The organism is Luteibacter sp. UNCMF331Sha3.1 (assembly GCF_900109915.1).
Taxonomy (GTDB): domain Bacteria; phylum Pseudomonadota; class Gammaproteobacteria; order Xanthomonadales; family Rhodanobacteraceae; genus Luteibacter.
The window spans coordinates 509,728-524,796 of sequence record NZ_FOBU01000002.1; the positions used below are offsets into that span (position 1 = coordinate 509,728).

The following is a 15,069-nucleotide window of genomic DNA, read 5'->3' on the forward strand; positions in this document are numbered from 1 at the left end:
CCCATGACCAATTCATCACGCAACTTCTTGCCGGCGGTGCTTGCCACGCTCGTCGCCGGCGCGGCGATGGCTCAGGTGCCGCCGCCGAAACCCGCCAGTCCGCCGCCGCCCCGGCCGGTGTACGTCAGCCCGCCGCCGTCGGCGATCGGTGCCCAGCAATGGCAGCGTCAGGTCGACCGGCAGCAGGTGCAGAACCAGCAGAACCAGAACGCGGTACGCGAGCAGCTGCGGCAGGGAAATCTCGACCGGCAGCGTACCAACACGACCGATCCGGCGCTCCTGAACCAGCTCGACAACGCCGACCGGAGCCAGCAGCAGCTCTATCGCGCTCGCCAGGATGACACCACCCGCCGTATCCAGACGCCGCCGCGTCCGGACCCGGAAACCGGGCGCGTCCAACCCGCGAAGCCGTCGTCGGCCGGCCGCTGAGGCGCATTGCTGCGACGCGTCTGGCGACGCGTCCGCGCGCAGGACCATAATCGGCGGATTCCCTGCATCGACGGAGCCCGACCGATGGCCGCAGCCACGCGCATCGACACTACCCGCATCGTCCGCGCACCGCGCGGCAGCGAGCTGACCTGCCGTAGCTGGCTCACCGAAGCACCGTTCCGCATGCTGCAGAACAATCTCGACCCCGAAGTGGCCGAGAACCCCGCCGAGCTCGTGGTCTACGGCGGCATCGGACGCGCCGCGCGCAACTGGGAATGCTTCGACGCGATCCTGGCCAGCCTGCGCGATCTGCGCGACGACCAGACGCTGCTGGTGCAGTCGGGCAAGCCGGTCGGCGTGTTCCCGTCACACCCCGACGCCCCGCGCGTGCTGATCGCCAATTCGAACCTCGTACCCGCGTGGGCCACCTGGGAGCATTTCAACGAGCTCGATCGCAAGGGCCTCATGATGTACGGCCAGATGACGGCCGGCTCGTGGATCTACATCGGCTCGCAGGGCATCGTGCAGGGCACGTACGAAACCTTCGTCGAGCTCGGTCGTCAGCACTACGGCGGCCAGCTTGCCGGGCGCTGGTTCCTCACGGCCGGCCTCGGCGGCATGGGCGGCGCGCAGCCACTCGCCGCGAGCCTGGCCGGTGCCTCGTCGCTCACGATCGAGTGCCAGCAGAGCCGCATCGATTTCCGCCTGAAGACGCGTTACGTCGACGAGCAGGCCAGCGACCTCGACGACGCGCTGGCGCGCATGGCGCGCTACGCGAAGGAAGGCCGGGCCGTCTCCGTGGCGCTGCTCGGCAACGCCGCCGACGTGCTGCCCGAGCTGGTCAGGCGCGGAGTTCGTCCGGACGCCGTCACCGACCAGACCAGCGCGCACGACCCGGTGAACGGATACCTGCCGTCGGGCTGGACGGTCGAGGAGTGGTTCGAACGCCGCAAGAGCGACCCGGTCGGCACCGCGCGCGCCGCGAAGGCGTCCATGCGCCGCCACGTGGAAGCGATGCTCGCGTTTCACGCCATGGGCGTCCCGACGTTCGACTACGGCAACAACATCCGTCAGATGGCCAAGGACGAAGGCCTCGACGAGGCGTTCGCGTTCCCGGGCTTCGTACCCGCGTTCGTCCGTCCGCTGTTCTGCCGCGGCGTCGGCCCGTTCCGCTGGGTGGCGCTGTCCGGGGATCCGGAAGACATCTACCGCACCGACGCGAAGGTGAAGGAGATGATCCCGGACGACCCGCACCTGCACCGCTGGCTCGACATGGCCCGCGAACGCATCAGCTTCCAGGGGCTGCCGGCGCGCATCTGCTGGGTCGGCCTCGGCCAGCGTCACCGCCTGGGCCTCGCCTTCAACGAGATGGTCCGCAACGGCGAACTCAAGGCGCCGGTGGTGATCGGTCGCGATCACCTGGACTCTGGCTCGGTCGCCAGCCCGAATCGCGAAACCGAAGCCATGCGGGACGGCAGCGACGCGGTCAGCGACTGGCCGTTGCTCAACGCGATGCTGAACGTGGCCGGCGGCGCCACCTGGGTCAGCCTGCACCACGGCGGCGGCGTCGGCATGGGTTACAGCCAGCACAGCGGCGTGGTGATCGTCTGCGACGGCAGCGAGGAGGCCGACCGTCGCCTGGCGCGAGTGCTCTGGAACGATCCGGGCACGGGCGTCATGCGCCATGCCGATGCCGGCTACGAGGATGCGATCGCCTGCGCGAAAGAGCAGGGCCTGGACCTGCCGATGCTTCGCTAATCCGGTGGGAGCCAGCAGGCTGGCTCCCACCGCGAGGCTATTGCCCGTTGGCCCAGCTCGCCACGTACAGCTCCGGATAAATGCGCTGCAGGCCCAGTACCTTGGGCAGGTCGTTGATCACGATGTAGCGGTCGTCCGGATTCTCGCGCATGTAATCCTGGTGATAGCCCTCGGCCGGGTAGAACGCCTTGAGCGGTGTCACCTGGGTGACGATCGGCGCGGGGAACGACTTCGCCGCCGTCAGCTGGGCCACGTACGCGTCGGCCACCTTCTTCTGCTCCGGCGTGGCGTAGAAGATCGCCGAGCGGTACTGCGTGCCGGAGTCCGGACCCTGCCGGTTCAGCTGTGTGGGATCCTGCACGACGGAGAAGAACACCTGCAGCAACTGCCCATACGTCACCTTCGACGGGTCGTAGACCACGCGGATCGACTCGGCGTGGCCGGTGTCGCCCTCGCTGACGTCCTCGTAGTTGGCATGGCTGGCATCGCCGCCGGCATAGCCCGCGCGCACGCTCTTCACGCCCCGCACGTGCTCGAACACGCCCTCCACGCCCCAGAAACAGCCGCCCGCGAATACCGCGGTGGCTTCGGACGTGGCTGGCGCGGCATCGACGACGGGGGCGGGCAGCTTCAGGCCTTCGTCCCGCGCGGCGGCGGACGAGCAGGCGGCGAGGGCGACGAGCAGGGTGGAGAGGAGGCGGCGCATGGGAAGCTCCTGGGAGGGGGTGCTCACAAGAAGACCGGGGCCGGGGTCGATTCCTTACGGAGGCGCGGGTCCCCGCCCTTCAGTTATCGCGTAACCTGCCGAATAAGGACAGATGTCCTTGGGACGGGGGAGGCGTAGAGCGTGGCGTACGACCTGGTGGAGAGACGCGTATTCGTGACCGACCTCGAAGTCGGCATGTACGTCAGTCGCCTCGATTGCGAATGGTCGGAGACCCCGTTCCCGCTCCAGGGCGTGCCGATCTCGTCGCGCGACGACATCGACCGCCTGAGCAAGTTCTGCAAGTACGTGTTCGTGGACCTTCATCGACGGGTCGCTCCGGCGGCGGCGTCCACCGTGGTCGGCCTGCCGCCTCGCGTCGCGGGCGTCGCGCCGAAGGCCCCGGCCCCCGCGCCGGCGAACCCGCGCCTGATTCCGGCGCATAGCTACAGGGATACGGCCTCGTTCGACGAGGAAGTGCCGCGCGCCCGCGAGGCCTTCGAAGGCGTGACGCGCTTCGCCGAACGCCTCGTCGACGACATCCAGCACGGCCGCGCGATCGACCCGGGTGCGGTCGACGACGCGGTGCGACCCGTCGTCGCGAGCGTGCTCCGCAGCGGCGACGCGTTCTCGTGGATCGAAAGCCTCCGCCGTCGCGACACCTACACCTACCAGCACGCCGTGGGTTGCAGCACGCTGGCCGCCGCGTTCGGGCGGCACATGGGATTCGCGCCCGAAGCCATCGTGAGCCTGGCGGCCGGCGGCCTGCTGATGGACGTGGGCAAGGCCCAGCTGCCCGAAGAACTCCTCAACCGCGCGGGCCCGCTCAACGATGGCGAATGGGAGCTCGCACGCCAGCACGTGGTGGAGGGGGCCGCGATCCTCGACCATTCCGGTGTCGTCGACCCCGAAGTGCGCGACATGCTGATGACGCACCACGAGCGCTACGACGGCAGCGGTTACCCGGACGGCCTGGCCGGCGCCGAGATCCCGCTCGCCGGGCGCATGGCGGCGATCATCGACACCTACCATGCCATGTCGTCGCAGCGTCCCTACCGCCCGGCCGTTTCGCAACACCTTGCCCTGCGCGAGCTCTATGCTGGCCGCGATACGCAGTTCCAGGCGGAACTCGTCGAACAATTCCAGGCGTGCCTCGGGGTTTACCCGACCGGGACGCTCGTCGAACTCAACACGGGTGAAGTCGCGGTCGTGATGATGCAGAATCACGCCCGCCGCCTGCAGCCGCGGGTCGCGATCCTGACGCGAACGGACAAGGGGCCGCGCGAGGAATTCATCGTCGTCGACCTGATGAACCAGGCGGACGTGGTTCGCCGCGAAATCCTGCGTACGCTACCGGCGGGCAGTCACGGGATCGATCCCAGGGAGTATTTCCTTCAATGAGCGAACGCGCCGACATTCTGCCTGCCGTGCAGGTCATCCTCGATCGGGTCGTGCCCGAGACCGGGTGGCGCGCCGTGCTGGTCGTGCGCCTGCAAGGCATGCGCGAGGCGCAGCTGCGCTTCGGTTACGACTTCGGCAGCGAGATCATGCTCGCTGCGCGCGGACGCCTGGTGGAGGCGATCCGCCACGTGGACACCGTCTTCGTCGCTGGCGACGACTCGTTCGTGGTGGTGCTGCCGTCCGTGCGCAACCGCACGCACGCGCTGCTCGCCGCCACCCGCATCGTCGGCGCGTTCGACACGCCACTGCTGCGCGGTGAGCGCCCATGGCACGGCCGGCCCGTGGTGGGCGTCGCGGTGCATCCCGAGCACGGCACGTCCGCCGAGCTGCTCTACCGTCGCGCCGAGCTGGCGCACGACGAAGCACTGCGCATCGGCGAACCATTCGCCCTCTATCAGCCCGACGCGACGCCCGTGGAGATCCTCTACGGCGAGTTGCGCGAAGACATCGAAGCCAACCGGCTGCACGTCGCCTTCCAGCCGCTGCGCGACCTGCGTTCCGGCGAGATGGTGCGCGTGGAGTCGTTGTCGCGCTGGACCACTACCGCGCAGGTGCACGTGGCGCCGGCCGACTTCATCCAGTTCGCCGAGCGCAGCGACCTGATCGTGCCGCTGACGCGCTGGAGCCTCAACGCGTCGCTGCGGCACGCCGCGGCGCTGCATCGGGGCGGTTGCCCGCTGGATGTCGCCATCAACCTGTCGCCACGCGTCTTCGCGGAGCAGGGCTTCGCGGAGCAGATGATCGGGGCGATGGAGATCTGGGGCGTGCCGCCGACGGCGGTGATCGTCGAGATCACCGAGACCGCGCTGCTCACCGACCTCGACATGAGCGTGCGCGTGCTGCGCAACCTGCGCGACCGCGGCGTGCGCGTGGCCATCGACGACTTCGGTACGGGCTACGCCTCGTTCGCGTACCTGCGTCATTTCCCCGCGACCGAACTCAAGATCGACCGCACGTTCGTCGACGCCATGATCACCGACAGCCGTACCGAGCTGCTCGTGCAGGCGATGGTGGACGTGGCCCACCGGATGGGGATGGAGGCGGTCGCCGAAGGCGTGGAGAACGAAGCGACGCTGCTGCGGCTGGTCGAGATGGACTGCGACCTCGTGCAGGGCTACCACATCGGCCAGCCGATGCCGGCCGAAGACTTCGTCAGCGAACGCCTGGCGGCTGCCTCCTGCGTCTGACAGTATGGGTGGGAGCCAGCCTGCTGGCGAAGGGTGCTTGCCGCAAGCACCCTTCGCCAGCAGGCTGGCTCCCACCCGAGGGACTGTCTATTGGGAAGCCTTCCCCATACCCATGCGGCGATAGCGCGCGTCGAGCGCGGCAACCGCTCCATCCAGCGACGCCTCGTCCGCATCGTTGACGATCACATCGTCCGCGATCGCCAGCCGCTGTTCGCGCGTGGCCTGCGCGGCGATCATCTTTGCGGCGAGCGCGGCATCGATACCGTCGCGCCGCGTCAGCCGCTCGATCCGCATGGCCTCGGGCGCGTCGACCACCAGCACCCGATCCACCCATGCGTAATGGGCGCGGTTCTCCACGAGCAAGGGAATCGACAAGATGCAGTAGGGCCCGGTATCGGACGCCACCGCGTCGCGCAGCCACGTGCGGATGCGCGGGTGGAGGATGCCCTCGAGCGTGACGCGGGCCGAGGGATCGGCGAAGACCCGCTGGCGCATGGCCGGGCGATCGAGCCGACCCGCCGCGTCGAGCGCGTCCGGGCCGAAGACACGGGCCACCTCGGCCAGTGCGTCCGATCCGGGCTCCACGACCGCACGCGCCGCCACATCGGCGTCGTAGGCATGGATGCCCAGCGCCTCGAAGCGGCGCTCCACGGCGCTCTTGCCCGAGGCGATGCCACCGGTGAGCGCGACGACGAAGCCGGTCATCGCAGGCCCGTGGCGCTCATGTAGGCCGCGAGCAGCCGGTCGCCCGCAAGGAACCAGACCCAGCCGGCGGCCGCGATGTAGGGCCCGAAGGGAATCGGCACGTCGCGCTGGTGGTGACGGAACAGCATCAGGCCGCCGCCGACGATCGCGCCGATCAGCGACGACAGCATCACCACGGGCAGGATCGCGACGGGGCCCATCCATGCACCGAGCGCCGCGAGCAGCTTGAAGTCGCCGTGGCCCATGCCCTCCTTGCCCGTCAGCAGCTTGAACAGCCAGTAGACGCTCCACAGGCTGAGGTAGCCGACGAGCGCGCCCAGGATCGCGGACGAGGGCAGCACCGGCAGTGGATTCCACGAGGGGATCAGCGTGAGCCCGAGGCCGATCCACAACAGCGGGTAATTCAGTTCGTCGGGCAGCAGCTGCGTGCGCACGTCGATGCCGGACAGCGCGATGAGGAAGAAGGTGAACACGAGCGCGGCCAGCGCCGCCATCGTGGGGCCGAAGTGCCAGACGATCAGCGCGCTGGCGATGCCGGTGAAGAGTTCGACCGCGGGGTACTGCGCGGAGATCTTCGTGCCGCAGTAGCGACACCGGCCGCGCAGGAACAGCCAGCCGAACAGCGGGATGTTGTCGTGCGCGGCGAGCTTGTGCTTGCACGTCGGGCAGTGCGACGACTCCAGCGCCACACCCGGTGGCTTCGGCTCGTCCACCGGCTCGAGCTCGAGCACCTCGCGCGCCTGCTGGCGCCACTCCCACTGCATGCGCGCCGGCGTGCGCAGGATGACCACGTTGAGAAAGCTGCCGACGAGCAGGCCGAAGACGGCGGCGAAGACGATCCAGAGGGAGAGCGGAAGATCCGGCATGACGTGTCCGTGGTCAAAGAAAAGCCCTCCGCCCGCGAGGGGGAGGGCTCGTATTGTGGCATCGGCGATGCGATCAGGTCGTACCGGCGATCTTGAAGATGGGCAGGTACAGCGAGATCACCATGCCGCCGACGAGGCCGCCGAGGATCACCATGATGAAGGGTTCGAGCAGGCTGGCCAGCGTATCGACCGCGTTGTTGACCTCTTCCTCGTAGAACTCCGCGACCTTGAACAGCATGTGGTCGAGCGAACCGGATTCCTCGCCGATGGCCGTCATCTGCACGACCATGTTGGGGAACAGGTTCGTCTGGCGCATCGACAGCTGCAGCTGGTGGCCGACCGACACGTCGTCGCGCATCTGGAGCACGGCTTCGCCATACACGATGCTTCCCGTGGCGCCGGACACGGCCTCCAGCGCCTCGACCAGCGGCACGCCGGCCTGGAACGTCACGCCGAGCGTGCGGGCGAAACGGGCCAGCGCGGACTGCCGCAGGATGTTGCCGATCACGGGGATCCGCAACGAGAGCCGGTCGAGAAAATGCGCGAACTTCGTCGAGCGTTTCTTCGCCATGACGAATAGGACACCCGCGCCGATGCACACGCCGATCACGAGCCACCAGTAGCTCTGCATGAACTCCGATGCCTTGACCACGATCATCGTCGGCACCGGCAGTTCGGCACCGGCATCGCGGAATGTCTGCTGGAATACCGGGACCACGAAGAGCAGCAGGATCATCGTCACGAGGAACGCGACCACGAGCACCATGGCCGGATAGAACAAGGCCTTCTTGATCTTGGCCTTGATCCCCTCGACGCGCTCCTTGTAGGTCGCCACCGTGTCCAGGATGGTGTCGAGCACGCCGGCCGATTCGCCCGCGTGGACGAGGTTGCGGTACAGCTCGTCGAACTCGACCGGGTACTGGCCCAGGGCCTCGTGGAGCGCGGAGCCACCCTCGATGTTGGCCTTGACGTCCAGCAGCATGTTCTTGAAGCGGACGTTCTTCTGGCCGTTCGCGATGATGTCGAAGGCCTGCACCATCGGCACGCCCGAGGCCATCATCGTCGCGATCTGGCGACTGAAGATCGCCACGTCACGCGGCTTCACCGTGCTTCCCGACGATCCGAACAGGGGTTTGGCGCGCTCGCGGACCGTCTGGGGGTTCATGCCCTGGCGGCGCAGTTCCGCCTTGACGAGGGTCGCGGTCTTCGCCTGCATCTCGCCGGTCATGCGCTTGCCGCGCTTGTCCAGCGCGGTCCAGTCGTACATGGTCAGCTTGTTGACCTCGGCCCTCGCGGCGCCGATGGCGCGCGAGTTCTTGTTGGCTGTAGCTACGGCCATGGCGCGATGTTCCCCCCGGATTTCTGCTTTCTTGCGGACGTGCCCTGGGCACCCCCGCGCCGGCGGATAGTCTGAACGACTTTCCGCTTATTTTTCTGCCATATGGCGCACATCCTGACGGTGCAGCCTCCGAACATCAATCCTTCGTGACGCGATTGATCTCCGCCAGGCTCGTGATCCCGTTGCGCGCCTTCAGCAGGGCCGACGCCCGCAGGTCGTTGATGCCGGCCCGACGGGCGACTTCGGCGATCTGGATGGCGTTGCCCCCTTCGAGCACGATCTTCTGGATTTCCTCGACCATCGGCATGACCTGGTAGATGCCGACGCGCCCCTTGTAGCCCTCGTTGCAGCTGTCGCAGCCCACGGCCTCGTAGATCGTGATGCCGGCGTCGACTTCCTCCTGGGTGAAACCCTCGGCCAGCAGGGCGGCCGGGGGGATCTCGATCGCCCGCTTGCAGTCGTGCAGCCGTCGCGCGAGGCGCTGGGCGATGATCAGGGTGACCGACGAGGTGATGTTGTAGGGCGCGATGCCCATGTTCATCAGGCGCGAGATGGTCTGCGGGGCGTCGTTCGTATGCAGCGTCGAGAGGACCATGTGACCGGTCTGCGCGGCCTTGACCGCGATCTCGGCGGTTTCCAGGTCACGGATTTCGCCGACCATGATCACGTCCGGATCCTGGCGGAGGAACGAGCGGAGCGCGGCGGCGAAGGTCATGCCGCGCTTCACGTTCTGCTGGACCTGGTTGATGCCTTCGACGCGGATTTCGACGGGGTCCTCGACCGTGGAGATGTTGCGGCCTTCGGTGTTGAGGATGTTCAGCGCCGTGTAGAGCGACACCGTCTTGCCCGAGCCGGTGGGGCCGGTGACCAGCACCATGCCGTAGGGCTTCTCGATCGCGTCGAGGTAGAGATTCTTCTGCACCTCCTCGTAACCCAGCTTGTCGATGCCGAGCTTGGCCGAGGAGCCGTCGAGGATACGCAGCACGATCTTCTCGCCGAACAGCGTGGGCAGGGTGCTCACGCGGAAGTCGATCGCGCGGGTCTTGGTGAGGTTGAGCTTGATGCGGCCATCCTGCGGCACGCGGCGTTCCGCGATGTCGAGGCCGCTCATCACCTTGATGCGGGAGGCGATGCGCGCGCCGAGCTTGATCGGCGCGGTGGCGACGATGCGCAGGATGCCGTCCATGCGCAGGCGGACGCGGTACACCGCTTCGAACGGCTCGAAGTGGATGTCTGATGCGCCGCGCTTGATCGCGTCGACCAGGATCTTGTTGACGAACTTGACGACCGGCGCGTCGTCGTTGGCGTTGGCGTCGATGCCGGTCGAGCCGTCACCGTCGTCGTCGCCGGATTCGAGGGCGAGCTCGTCCAGGCCGCCGTCGTCGAAGCCCGGCACGCTGGCGCTCATGGCCGAGAGGGCAACGTCGATCACCCGGCGCAGCTGGCCCCGCTCGACCAGCACCGGCTCCACCATGTGGTTGGAGTGGAACTTGATCTCGTCCAGCGCGTGCGACTGCATGGGATCGGCGATGCCGACGAACAGCCGCTTGCCGCGCTTGAAGAGGGGCAGGGCCTGGTGCTTGGTGATCAGGGCTTCCGTGACGAGGTCGAGCGGCATCACGGCCGGGGTCATCGCACCGATGTCCATGAGCGGCATGCCGAATTCCGACGACGCCACCTGGGACAGCTTGATGCTGTCGACGAGGTTGTGATCGACCAGCCATGACGACAGCGAGACACGCTTTTCGGCGGCGTCCTGGACGGCTTTGCGAACGTCGGCCTCGGCGAGAACGCCCTCGCTGACCAGACGCCGAGCCATACCCGTCAGACCGGCCAGCATGGGCTGTTGCATTTGTGAAGCCATCGGTTGTCCCGTTTCCCCGAGATTTGGAGAGGAATCTACTCCAGGATGTGCGCGGGGTCACGTGAAAGGCCTCGTCGCGCGGGGTGCATCCGGTATCATCGCGCTGGCCGGTGACGGGCATGCCGGGGTATCGCCGGTTCCGGTCCGCCTGATGTGCTCCAAGGGGGAGCCTGGTGCTTTTCAACTCACTGACTTTTCTTGTCTTTTTTGCGGTCGTGTTTCCCGTGTACCTGCTTCTGCGGGGATGGGGTGCCCGGAAGACGTTTCTCCTGCTGGCGAGCTACGTCTTCTATGCCGCATGGAACCCCGCCTACGTCTTCATCCTCGCGTTCTCGACCGGCCTCGACTGGTGGCTGGCGCGCCGGCTGGGGCGCGAGGAGGCGCCCGGCAGGAGGAAGTTACTGCTCGTCGTGAGCCTCGTCGCCAACCTCGGCCTACTCGGCTTCTTCAAGTACGGCGACTTTGCGCTGCACAACATGCAGGCGCTGCTTGGGCTCGTGGGGGTCGCCTATGCCCCGCCGGCGTGGGACATCGTGCTGCCGGTAGGCATCTCGTTCTACACGTTCGCCTCGCTGTCCTACACGATCGACGTCTACCGCCGGGAGATCCGCGGCGACGCGTCGCTGCGCGACTACGCGCTGTTCGTGGCGTTTTTCCCCCACCTCGTGGCGGGCCCGATCGTGCGTGCGCGGGCGCTGTTGCCGCAGCTGGCGACGCCGAGGCTCATCACGCCGGACCAGGTCGCGTATGGCCTCGTGCTCGTGCTGATCGGGCTATTCTGCAAGGACGTGTTCGCGGATCGGCTGTTCGCGCCGGTGGTCGACGCGGTGTATGCGGCACCGGGCTCAGCAGGGACGGTTGCGGCGCTTGCCGCCTTCTTCGGGTTCGCCGGTCAGATCTACTTCGACTTCGGCGGCTACTCCCTGTGCGCGATCGGTCTGGCGATGGTCTTCGGCTTCGCCTTCCCGGACAACTTCCATTTCCCGTACGGTGCCAGAGGGCTGTCCGACTTCTGGCGCCGCTGGCACATGTCGTTGTCGACATGGCTGCGCGATTACCTCTACATCCCGCTTGGCGGCAATCGCGGCGGCGAGTGGCGCACGTGCCGGAATCTCATGCTCACGATGCTCCTCGGCGGTCTCTGGCATGGCGCCTCCTGGACGTTCGTCGTGTGGGGCGGGCTGCATGGCCTCTATCTGATCGCCGAGCGGGTGCTCAGGCGTCACGCGCCACCGATCGGCGGCATCCTCGGCGACGTGCTGGTCACCACCACCACATTCATCCTCGTCTGCGTCGCATGGGTGGCGTTCCGCGCCCCGTCGTTCGGTTCGGCGCTCGAAATGTTTGGCGCGATGGGCCGGTGGGAGGTTGGCACGCCTGTCCAGTGGCTCGCGCTCATGGCCGCCCTCGGGATGTTCGGCTGGCACTGGCGCATGCGCGACCGAACGCTCGACGATCTGCTCGCCGCATCGTCCGAAGGTGCCCGCGCCGCCGTGGCCGCCGTCTGCATCATCGGCATCTTCCTCGCCGCGGGAGGGGACCAGCGTGCGTTCATCTACTTCCAATTCTGATATTCATCTGACGCATCGTGCGATTCCTGGCGGCCGCTGGCTGGCGCCGCTGGTTGCCGCCGGGTTTCTCGGCGTGCTGGCGATCGCGGGGCAGGAATTCTGGCTGGCAAGCCGGGGTTTCGTTCCCACGGTCGTCGATTCGGCATCCAGCTGGGCCCATGAGCGAGAACGGGCGTCGACGCTGGGTAGCGATGCCCTGATCCTCGTCGGATCCTCGCGCATGCAGCTCGATGTCGATCTGGGCACGCTCGGCGACCTGACCGGGCGCCCCACCGTGCAGCTGGCGATCGACGGCAGTTCGTTCGTTCCGGTGCTTGCCGATCTGGCCGCGGACGACAGGGTCAGGGGTGCCGTCGTCGTGGACTACCAGGATCACGTCGTCGGTGATGTTCATCGCCACGATAGTGCGGAGACCTATCTCGCCGAATGGAATCGCGTGAGGGATCGCCCGTTCATGCCCGACTTCGCCACGACCGAGAAAGTGCTGAGCGGATTCGTGCACGACCATCTGCGGAGCTTCGCCGATGGCGCAAGCCCCTTCGACTCGCTCACCCTCCGCCTCCTCGATCCGCAGGCGACGCCGCAATACCTCATTACCTTGCCCGGGCGCGAACGGCGTGCGAATTATGCGCGGGTGCAGATGCCGCAGTTCTACTTTGCGCGTGTCATGCGGAACGCGGGAATCACGCAGACCCCGCAAGCGACCAGTTGGCGGGAGTTCAACGACGCCCTGGCGAGACAGATCGACACCTTGTCCGTGTCCAGCATGCCGGCGTTCGCGACGAACGCGGCCACCGTGGCTGGCTATGTCCGGCAGATCGAACGCCGGGGCGGTCACGTCGTTTTCGTGATGTTCCCCCGGAGCGGTCTGGTCCGCGCGGCAGATGAGAGATTGTTCCCGCGGGGCCGTTACTGGTCCGCCTTTGCAAAGGCCGTGGAAACGACGACGCTCGATTATCGGGACGTACCCGCCATGGCGACGCTCGTCTGCCCGGATGGCTCGCATCTGGACGAAAGCGACCAGGTCACCTTCACGCGCGCGCTCGTAAACGCGGTTCCGGCGCTCCGCGAAGGTAATATGGCGGGGGCCGCGCGCGTGGCCTCCCGTAATGCCTCAGAGGAATAGTTCGTTGACCCGTATTAGCGTCGTGATCCCTGCCAAAAACGAAAGTGCCGCGCTGGTGGCACTCATCCCGCGCGTGCTCGCCGCGGTGCCTGGCGCGGAAGTGATCGTCGTCGACGACGGGTCCACCGACGATACGCGGGCGGTGTGCGCCGCGGCCGGTGCAACGTGCCTGTCGTCGCCATACTCCATGGGCAATGGCGCAGCCATCAAGCGCGGTGCGCGCGCCGCTACCGGAGACATCCTCGTCTTCATGGACGGCGACGGTCAGCATGACCCCGGCGACATCGCCCGTCTTCTGGCACGCCTCGACGAGGGCTACGACATGGTCGTTGGCGCGCGGGACTGGGAAAGTCAGGCTGGCGTTGGCCGTGGCGTGGCGAACACCGTGTACAACTGGCTGGCCAGTCGGATGACCGGGCAAGCCGTCGCGGATCTCACCTCCGGGTTTCGTGTGGTCCGGGCGGCGCGTTTCCGCGAATTCCTGCACCTCTTGCCGAACGGCTTCTCGTATCCGACCACCAGTACCATGGCCTTCTTTCGCAGCGCCTACGGCGTCGCTTACGAACCCATCAAGGCCGCGCAGCGCGTCGGTAAGAGCCACATCAAGCCGATCAAAGATGGCGTCCGTTTCCTGCTGATCATCTTCAAGATCGCGACGCTGTACTCGCCGCTGAAGCTCTTCGCACCCGTCAGCGTGGTTTTCATGCTCCTTGGCCTGGCCAACTATGCCCGCACCTTCATCCAGGACGGCCGCCTTACCAACATGAGCACGCTGATGTGGAGCGCGGCGGTCATCGTGTTTCTCATCGGGCTGGTTTCCGAGCAGATCACGGCGCTGACGTACCGGCGTGACCAGTGAGTCGCCGATGACGAAACAGCGGTTGCTCGTCCTTGCTTCGACGTATCCCAGATGGAAGGGCGATCACGAGCCCGGTTTCGTTCACGCGTTGGCGAAGCAACTCGTCGATCGCTTCGATGTGGTGGCGGTCGTTCCGCACGCGCCGGGCAGCCTGCGCAGGGAAGTGCTCGACGGTGTGACCGTGGTGCGCTATCGCTACGCGCCGGCCGCGCTGGAAACGCTCGTCAGCGACGGAGGCATCGCGAGCAATCTGAGTCGCCATCGGTGGAAGTGGCTGCTGCTTCCGTCGTTCGTCGTCATGCAATGGTGGGAGGCGCGTCGCTGGCTCACCCACGATACGATCGTCCATGCCCATTGGCTCATACCTCAGGGCATGGTCGCCCGTGCGCTGCGCAGGCCATATGTGCTGACCTCGCACGGCGCGGATGTGTTTTCGTTGCGCGGCCGCCTTCCATCCGTTGCGAAACGTTTCGCACTACGTCGCGCGTCGGCAGCGACAGTGGTCAGTCACGCGATGGTGGAACCCCTGACGGATCTCGGGTCGCCATGCGCGCCATCGGTCCACCCGATGGGTGTCGATCTTTCCGTCGCGTTCACGCCTGATGAAAACATCGTTCGCGAGTCGAATCATCTTCTGTTCGTCGGACGCCTCGTCGGGAAGAAAGGCGTCGACGTACTGCTGCGTGCGATGAGCGAGGTGCTCACCTCGCACCCGGGCGCCCGGCTGTCCATTGTCGGACATGGCCCTCTCGCCGCTTCCCTCGAGAGGCTGGCCGGACAGCTTGGCCTCGGTGATCGGGTAACCTTCACCGGCCCGCTCGACCAAGCGGCCCTCGTTCCGCTTTACCGGGCGGCCACGGTCTTCGTCGCACCGTTCCGCCAGACGGCGTCCGGCGATCAGGAAGGTCTCGGGCTCGTGACGATCGAGGCGCTCGGATGCGGCTGTCCCGTTATCGCGTCGGATCTTCCGGCGACGCGCGATGTCCTCTCGGGAACGGCGGGCTGCGTCGCCGTGGCCCCGGACGACCCCTCCGCGCTTGCGGCGGCGATCGTATCCGTGCTCGACGCACCAGGCGTGGCAGCCGCGCGCGCGCGTTCATCCTTACCGGCACTCGCCCAACGTTTCGACTGGCGAGCGGTCGGTGCGGCGTATGCGAAGGTCTTCAGCGATCTCGGAAGGCGGTCATTGTGACGTCCCCAC

13 protein-coding genes are annotated in these 15,069 nt (G+C 66.9%); 8 read left to right on the forward strand and 5 right to left on the reverse strand.

The features are described from left to right. The first annotated feature begins 3 nt into the window (after nt 1-3). On the forward strand, nt 4-429 hold the full coding sequence (locus BMX32_RS10635; protein ID WP_029213795.1) for a hypothetical protein: 426 nt from the start codon (nt 4-6) through the stop codon (nt 427-429). A gap of 84 nt (nt 430-513) precedes the next feature. After that, complete coding sequence (hutU, locus tag BMX32_RS10640; RefSeq protein ID WP_029213796.1) at nt 514-2,187, forward strand: urocanate hydratase; 1,674 nt, start codon at nt 514-516, stop codon at nt 2,185-2,187. 37 nt (nt 2,188-2,224) lie between these two features. On the opposite strand, the gene msrA is transcribed toward hutU, so the two are convergent. Then, on the reverse strand, nt 2,225-2,893 hold the full coding sequence (gene msrA, locus BMX32_RS10645; protein ID WP_089978494.1) for a peptide-methionine (S)-S-oxide reductase MsrA: 669 nt from the start codon (nt 2,891-2,893) through the stop codon (nt 2,225-2,227). Nucleotides 2,894-3,067: 174 nt separating this feature from the next. Here msrA and BMX32_RS10650 point away from each other — a divergent pair, with 174 nt between their 5' ends. Next, a complete protein-coding gene (locus tag BMX32_RS10650) occupies nt 3,068-4,291 on the forward strand; it encodes an HD-GYP domain-containing protein (RefSeq protein WP_244511497.1) in 1,224 nt (407 codons plus the stop codon). Then, nucleotides 4,288-5,538 carry a putative bifunctional diguanylate cyclase/phosphodiesterase gene (locus BMX32_RS10655; protein WP_029213799.1) on the forward strand — a complete coding sequence of 417 codons (1,251 nt, stop codon included), beginning with the start codon at nt 4,288-4,290 and terminating at the stop codon, nt 5,536-5,538. Before BMX32_RS10650 ends, BMX32_RS10655 begins: the two co-directional genes overlap by 4 nt. Before the next feature lie 87 nt (nt 5,539-5,625). On the opposite strand, the gene coaE is transcribed toward BMX32_RS10655, so the two are convergent. The 4 genes from coaE to pilB form a co-directional block, all read right to left on the reverse strand. Beyond that, on the reverse strand, nt 5,626-6,243 hold the full coding sequence (gene coaE, locus BMX32_RS10660) for a dephospho-CoA kinase (protein ID WP_089978498.1): 618 nt from the start codon (nt 6,241-6,243) through the stop codon (nt 5,626-5,628). After that, on the reverse strand, nt 6,240-7,109 hold the full coding sequence (locus BMX32_RS10665) for a prepilin peptidase (protein WP_089978502.1): 870 nt from the start codon (nt 7,107-7,109) through the stop codon (nt 6,240-6,242). The genes coaE and BMX32_RS10665 overlap by 4 nt, the downstream gene beginning before the upstream one ends. Nucleotides 7,110-7,182: 73 nt before the next feature. Further along, nucleotides 7,183-8,448, reverse strand: a complete 1,266-nt coding sequence (locus BMX32_RS10670; protein WP_029213802.1) for a type II secretion system F family protein — start codon at nt 8,446-8,448, stop codon at nt 7,183-7,185. A 136-nt stretch (nt 8,449-8,584) separates the two neighbouring features. Continuing rightward, nucleotides 8,585-10,312: a type IV-A pilus assembly ATPase PilB gene (pilB, locus tag BMX32_RS10675; protein WP_049808715.1), complete on the reverse strand. Its 1,728-nt coding sequence runs from the start codon at nt 10,310-10,312 to the stop codon at nt 8,585-8,587. A 173-nt stretch (nt 10,313-10,485) separates the two neighbouring features. On the opposite strand from pilB, the gene BMX32_RS10680 reads away from it, so the two are divergent. The 4 genes from BMX32_RS10680 to BMX32_RS10695 all read left to right on the forward strand — a co-directional run bounded on the left by BMX32_RS10680 (nt 10,486) and on the right by BMX32_RS10695 (nt 15,060). Continuing rightward, nucleotides 10,486-11,883, forward strand: a complete 1,398-nt coding sequence (locus tag BMX32_RS10680; protein ID WP_089978506.1) for an MBOAT family O-acyltransferase — start codon at nt 10,486-10,488, stop codon at nt 11,881-11,883. A 73-nt stretch (nt 11,884-11,956) separates the two neighbouring features. Next, on the forward strand, nt 11,957-13,009 hold the full coding sequence (locus tag BMX32_RS10685) for a hypothetical protein (protein WP_089978515.1): 1,053 nt from the start codon (nt 11,957-11,959) through the stop codon (nt 13,007-13,009). A gap of 4 nt (nt 13,010-13,013) precedes the next feature. After that, nucleotides 13,014-13,868 (forward strand): glycosyltransferase family 2 protein, encoded by an 855-nt coding sequence (locus tag BMX32_RS10690; RefSeq protein WP_089978518.1) that lies wholly within the window; start codon nt 13,014-13,016, stop codon nt 13,866-13,868. Nucleotides 13,869-13,875: 7 nt separating this feature from the next. Beyond that, nucleotides 13,876-15,060, forward strand: coding sequence for a glycosyltransferase (locus BMX32_RS10695; protein WP_089978523.1), 1,185 nt, complete (start codon nt 13,876-13,878; stop codon nt 15,058-15,060). Nucleotides 15,061-15,069 lie beyond the last annotated feature (9 nt).

Bases quoted from the DNA above. Each gene is read 5' to 3' on its own strand.
- BMX32_RS10655 (WP_029213799.1), top strand. From the start codon at position 4,288: ATGAGCGAACGCGCCGACATTCTGCCTGCCGTGCAGGTCATCCTCGAT.
- coaE (WP_089978498.1), bottom strand. From the start codon at position 6,243: ATGACCGGCTTCGTCGTCGCGCTCACCGGTGGCATCGCCTCGGGCAAG.
- hutU (WP_029213796.1), top strand. From the start codon at position 514: ATGGCCGCAGCCACGCGCATCGACACTACCCGCATCGTCCGCGCACCG.
- BMX32_RS10670 (WP_029213802.1), bottom strand. From the start codon at position 8,448: ATGGCCGTAGCTACAGCCAACAAGAACTCGCGCGCCATCGGCGCCGCG.
- pilB (WP_049808715.1), bottom strand. From the start codon at position 10,312: ATGGCTTCACAAATGCAACAGCCCATGCTGGCCGGTCTGACGGGTATG.
- msrA (WP_089978494.1), bottom strand. From the start codon at position 2,893: ATGCGCCGCCTCCTCTCCACCCTGCTCGTCGCCCTCGCCGCCTGCTCG.
- BMX32_RS10635 (WP_029213795.1), top strand. From the start codon at position 4: ATGACCAATTCATCACGCAACTTCTTGCCGGCGGTGCTTGCCACGCTC.
- BMX32_RS10695 (WP_089978523.1), top strand. From the start codon at position 13,876: ATGACGAAACAGCGGTTGCTCGTCCTTGCTTCGACGTATCCCAGATGG.
- BMX32_RS10665 (WP_089978502.1), bottom strand. From the start codon at position 7,109: ATGCCGGATCTTCCGCTCTCCCTCTGGATCGTCTTCGCCGCCGTCTTC.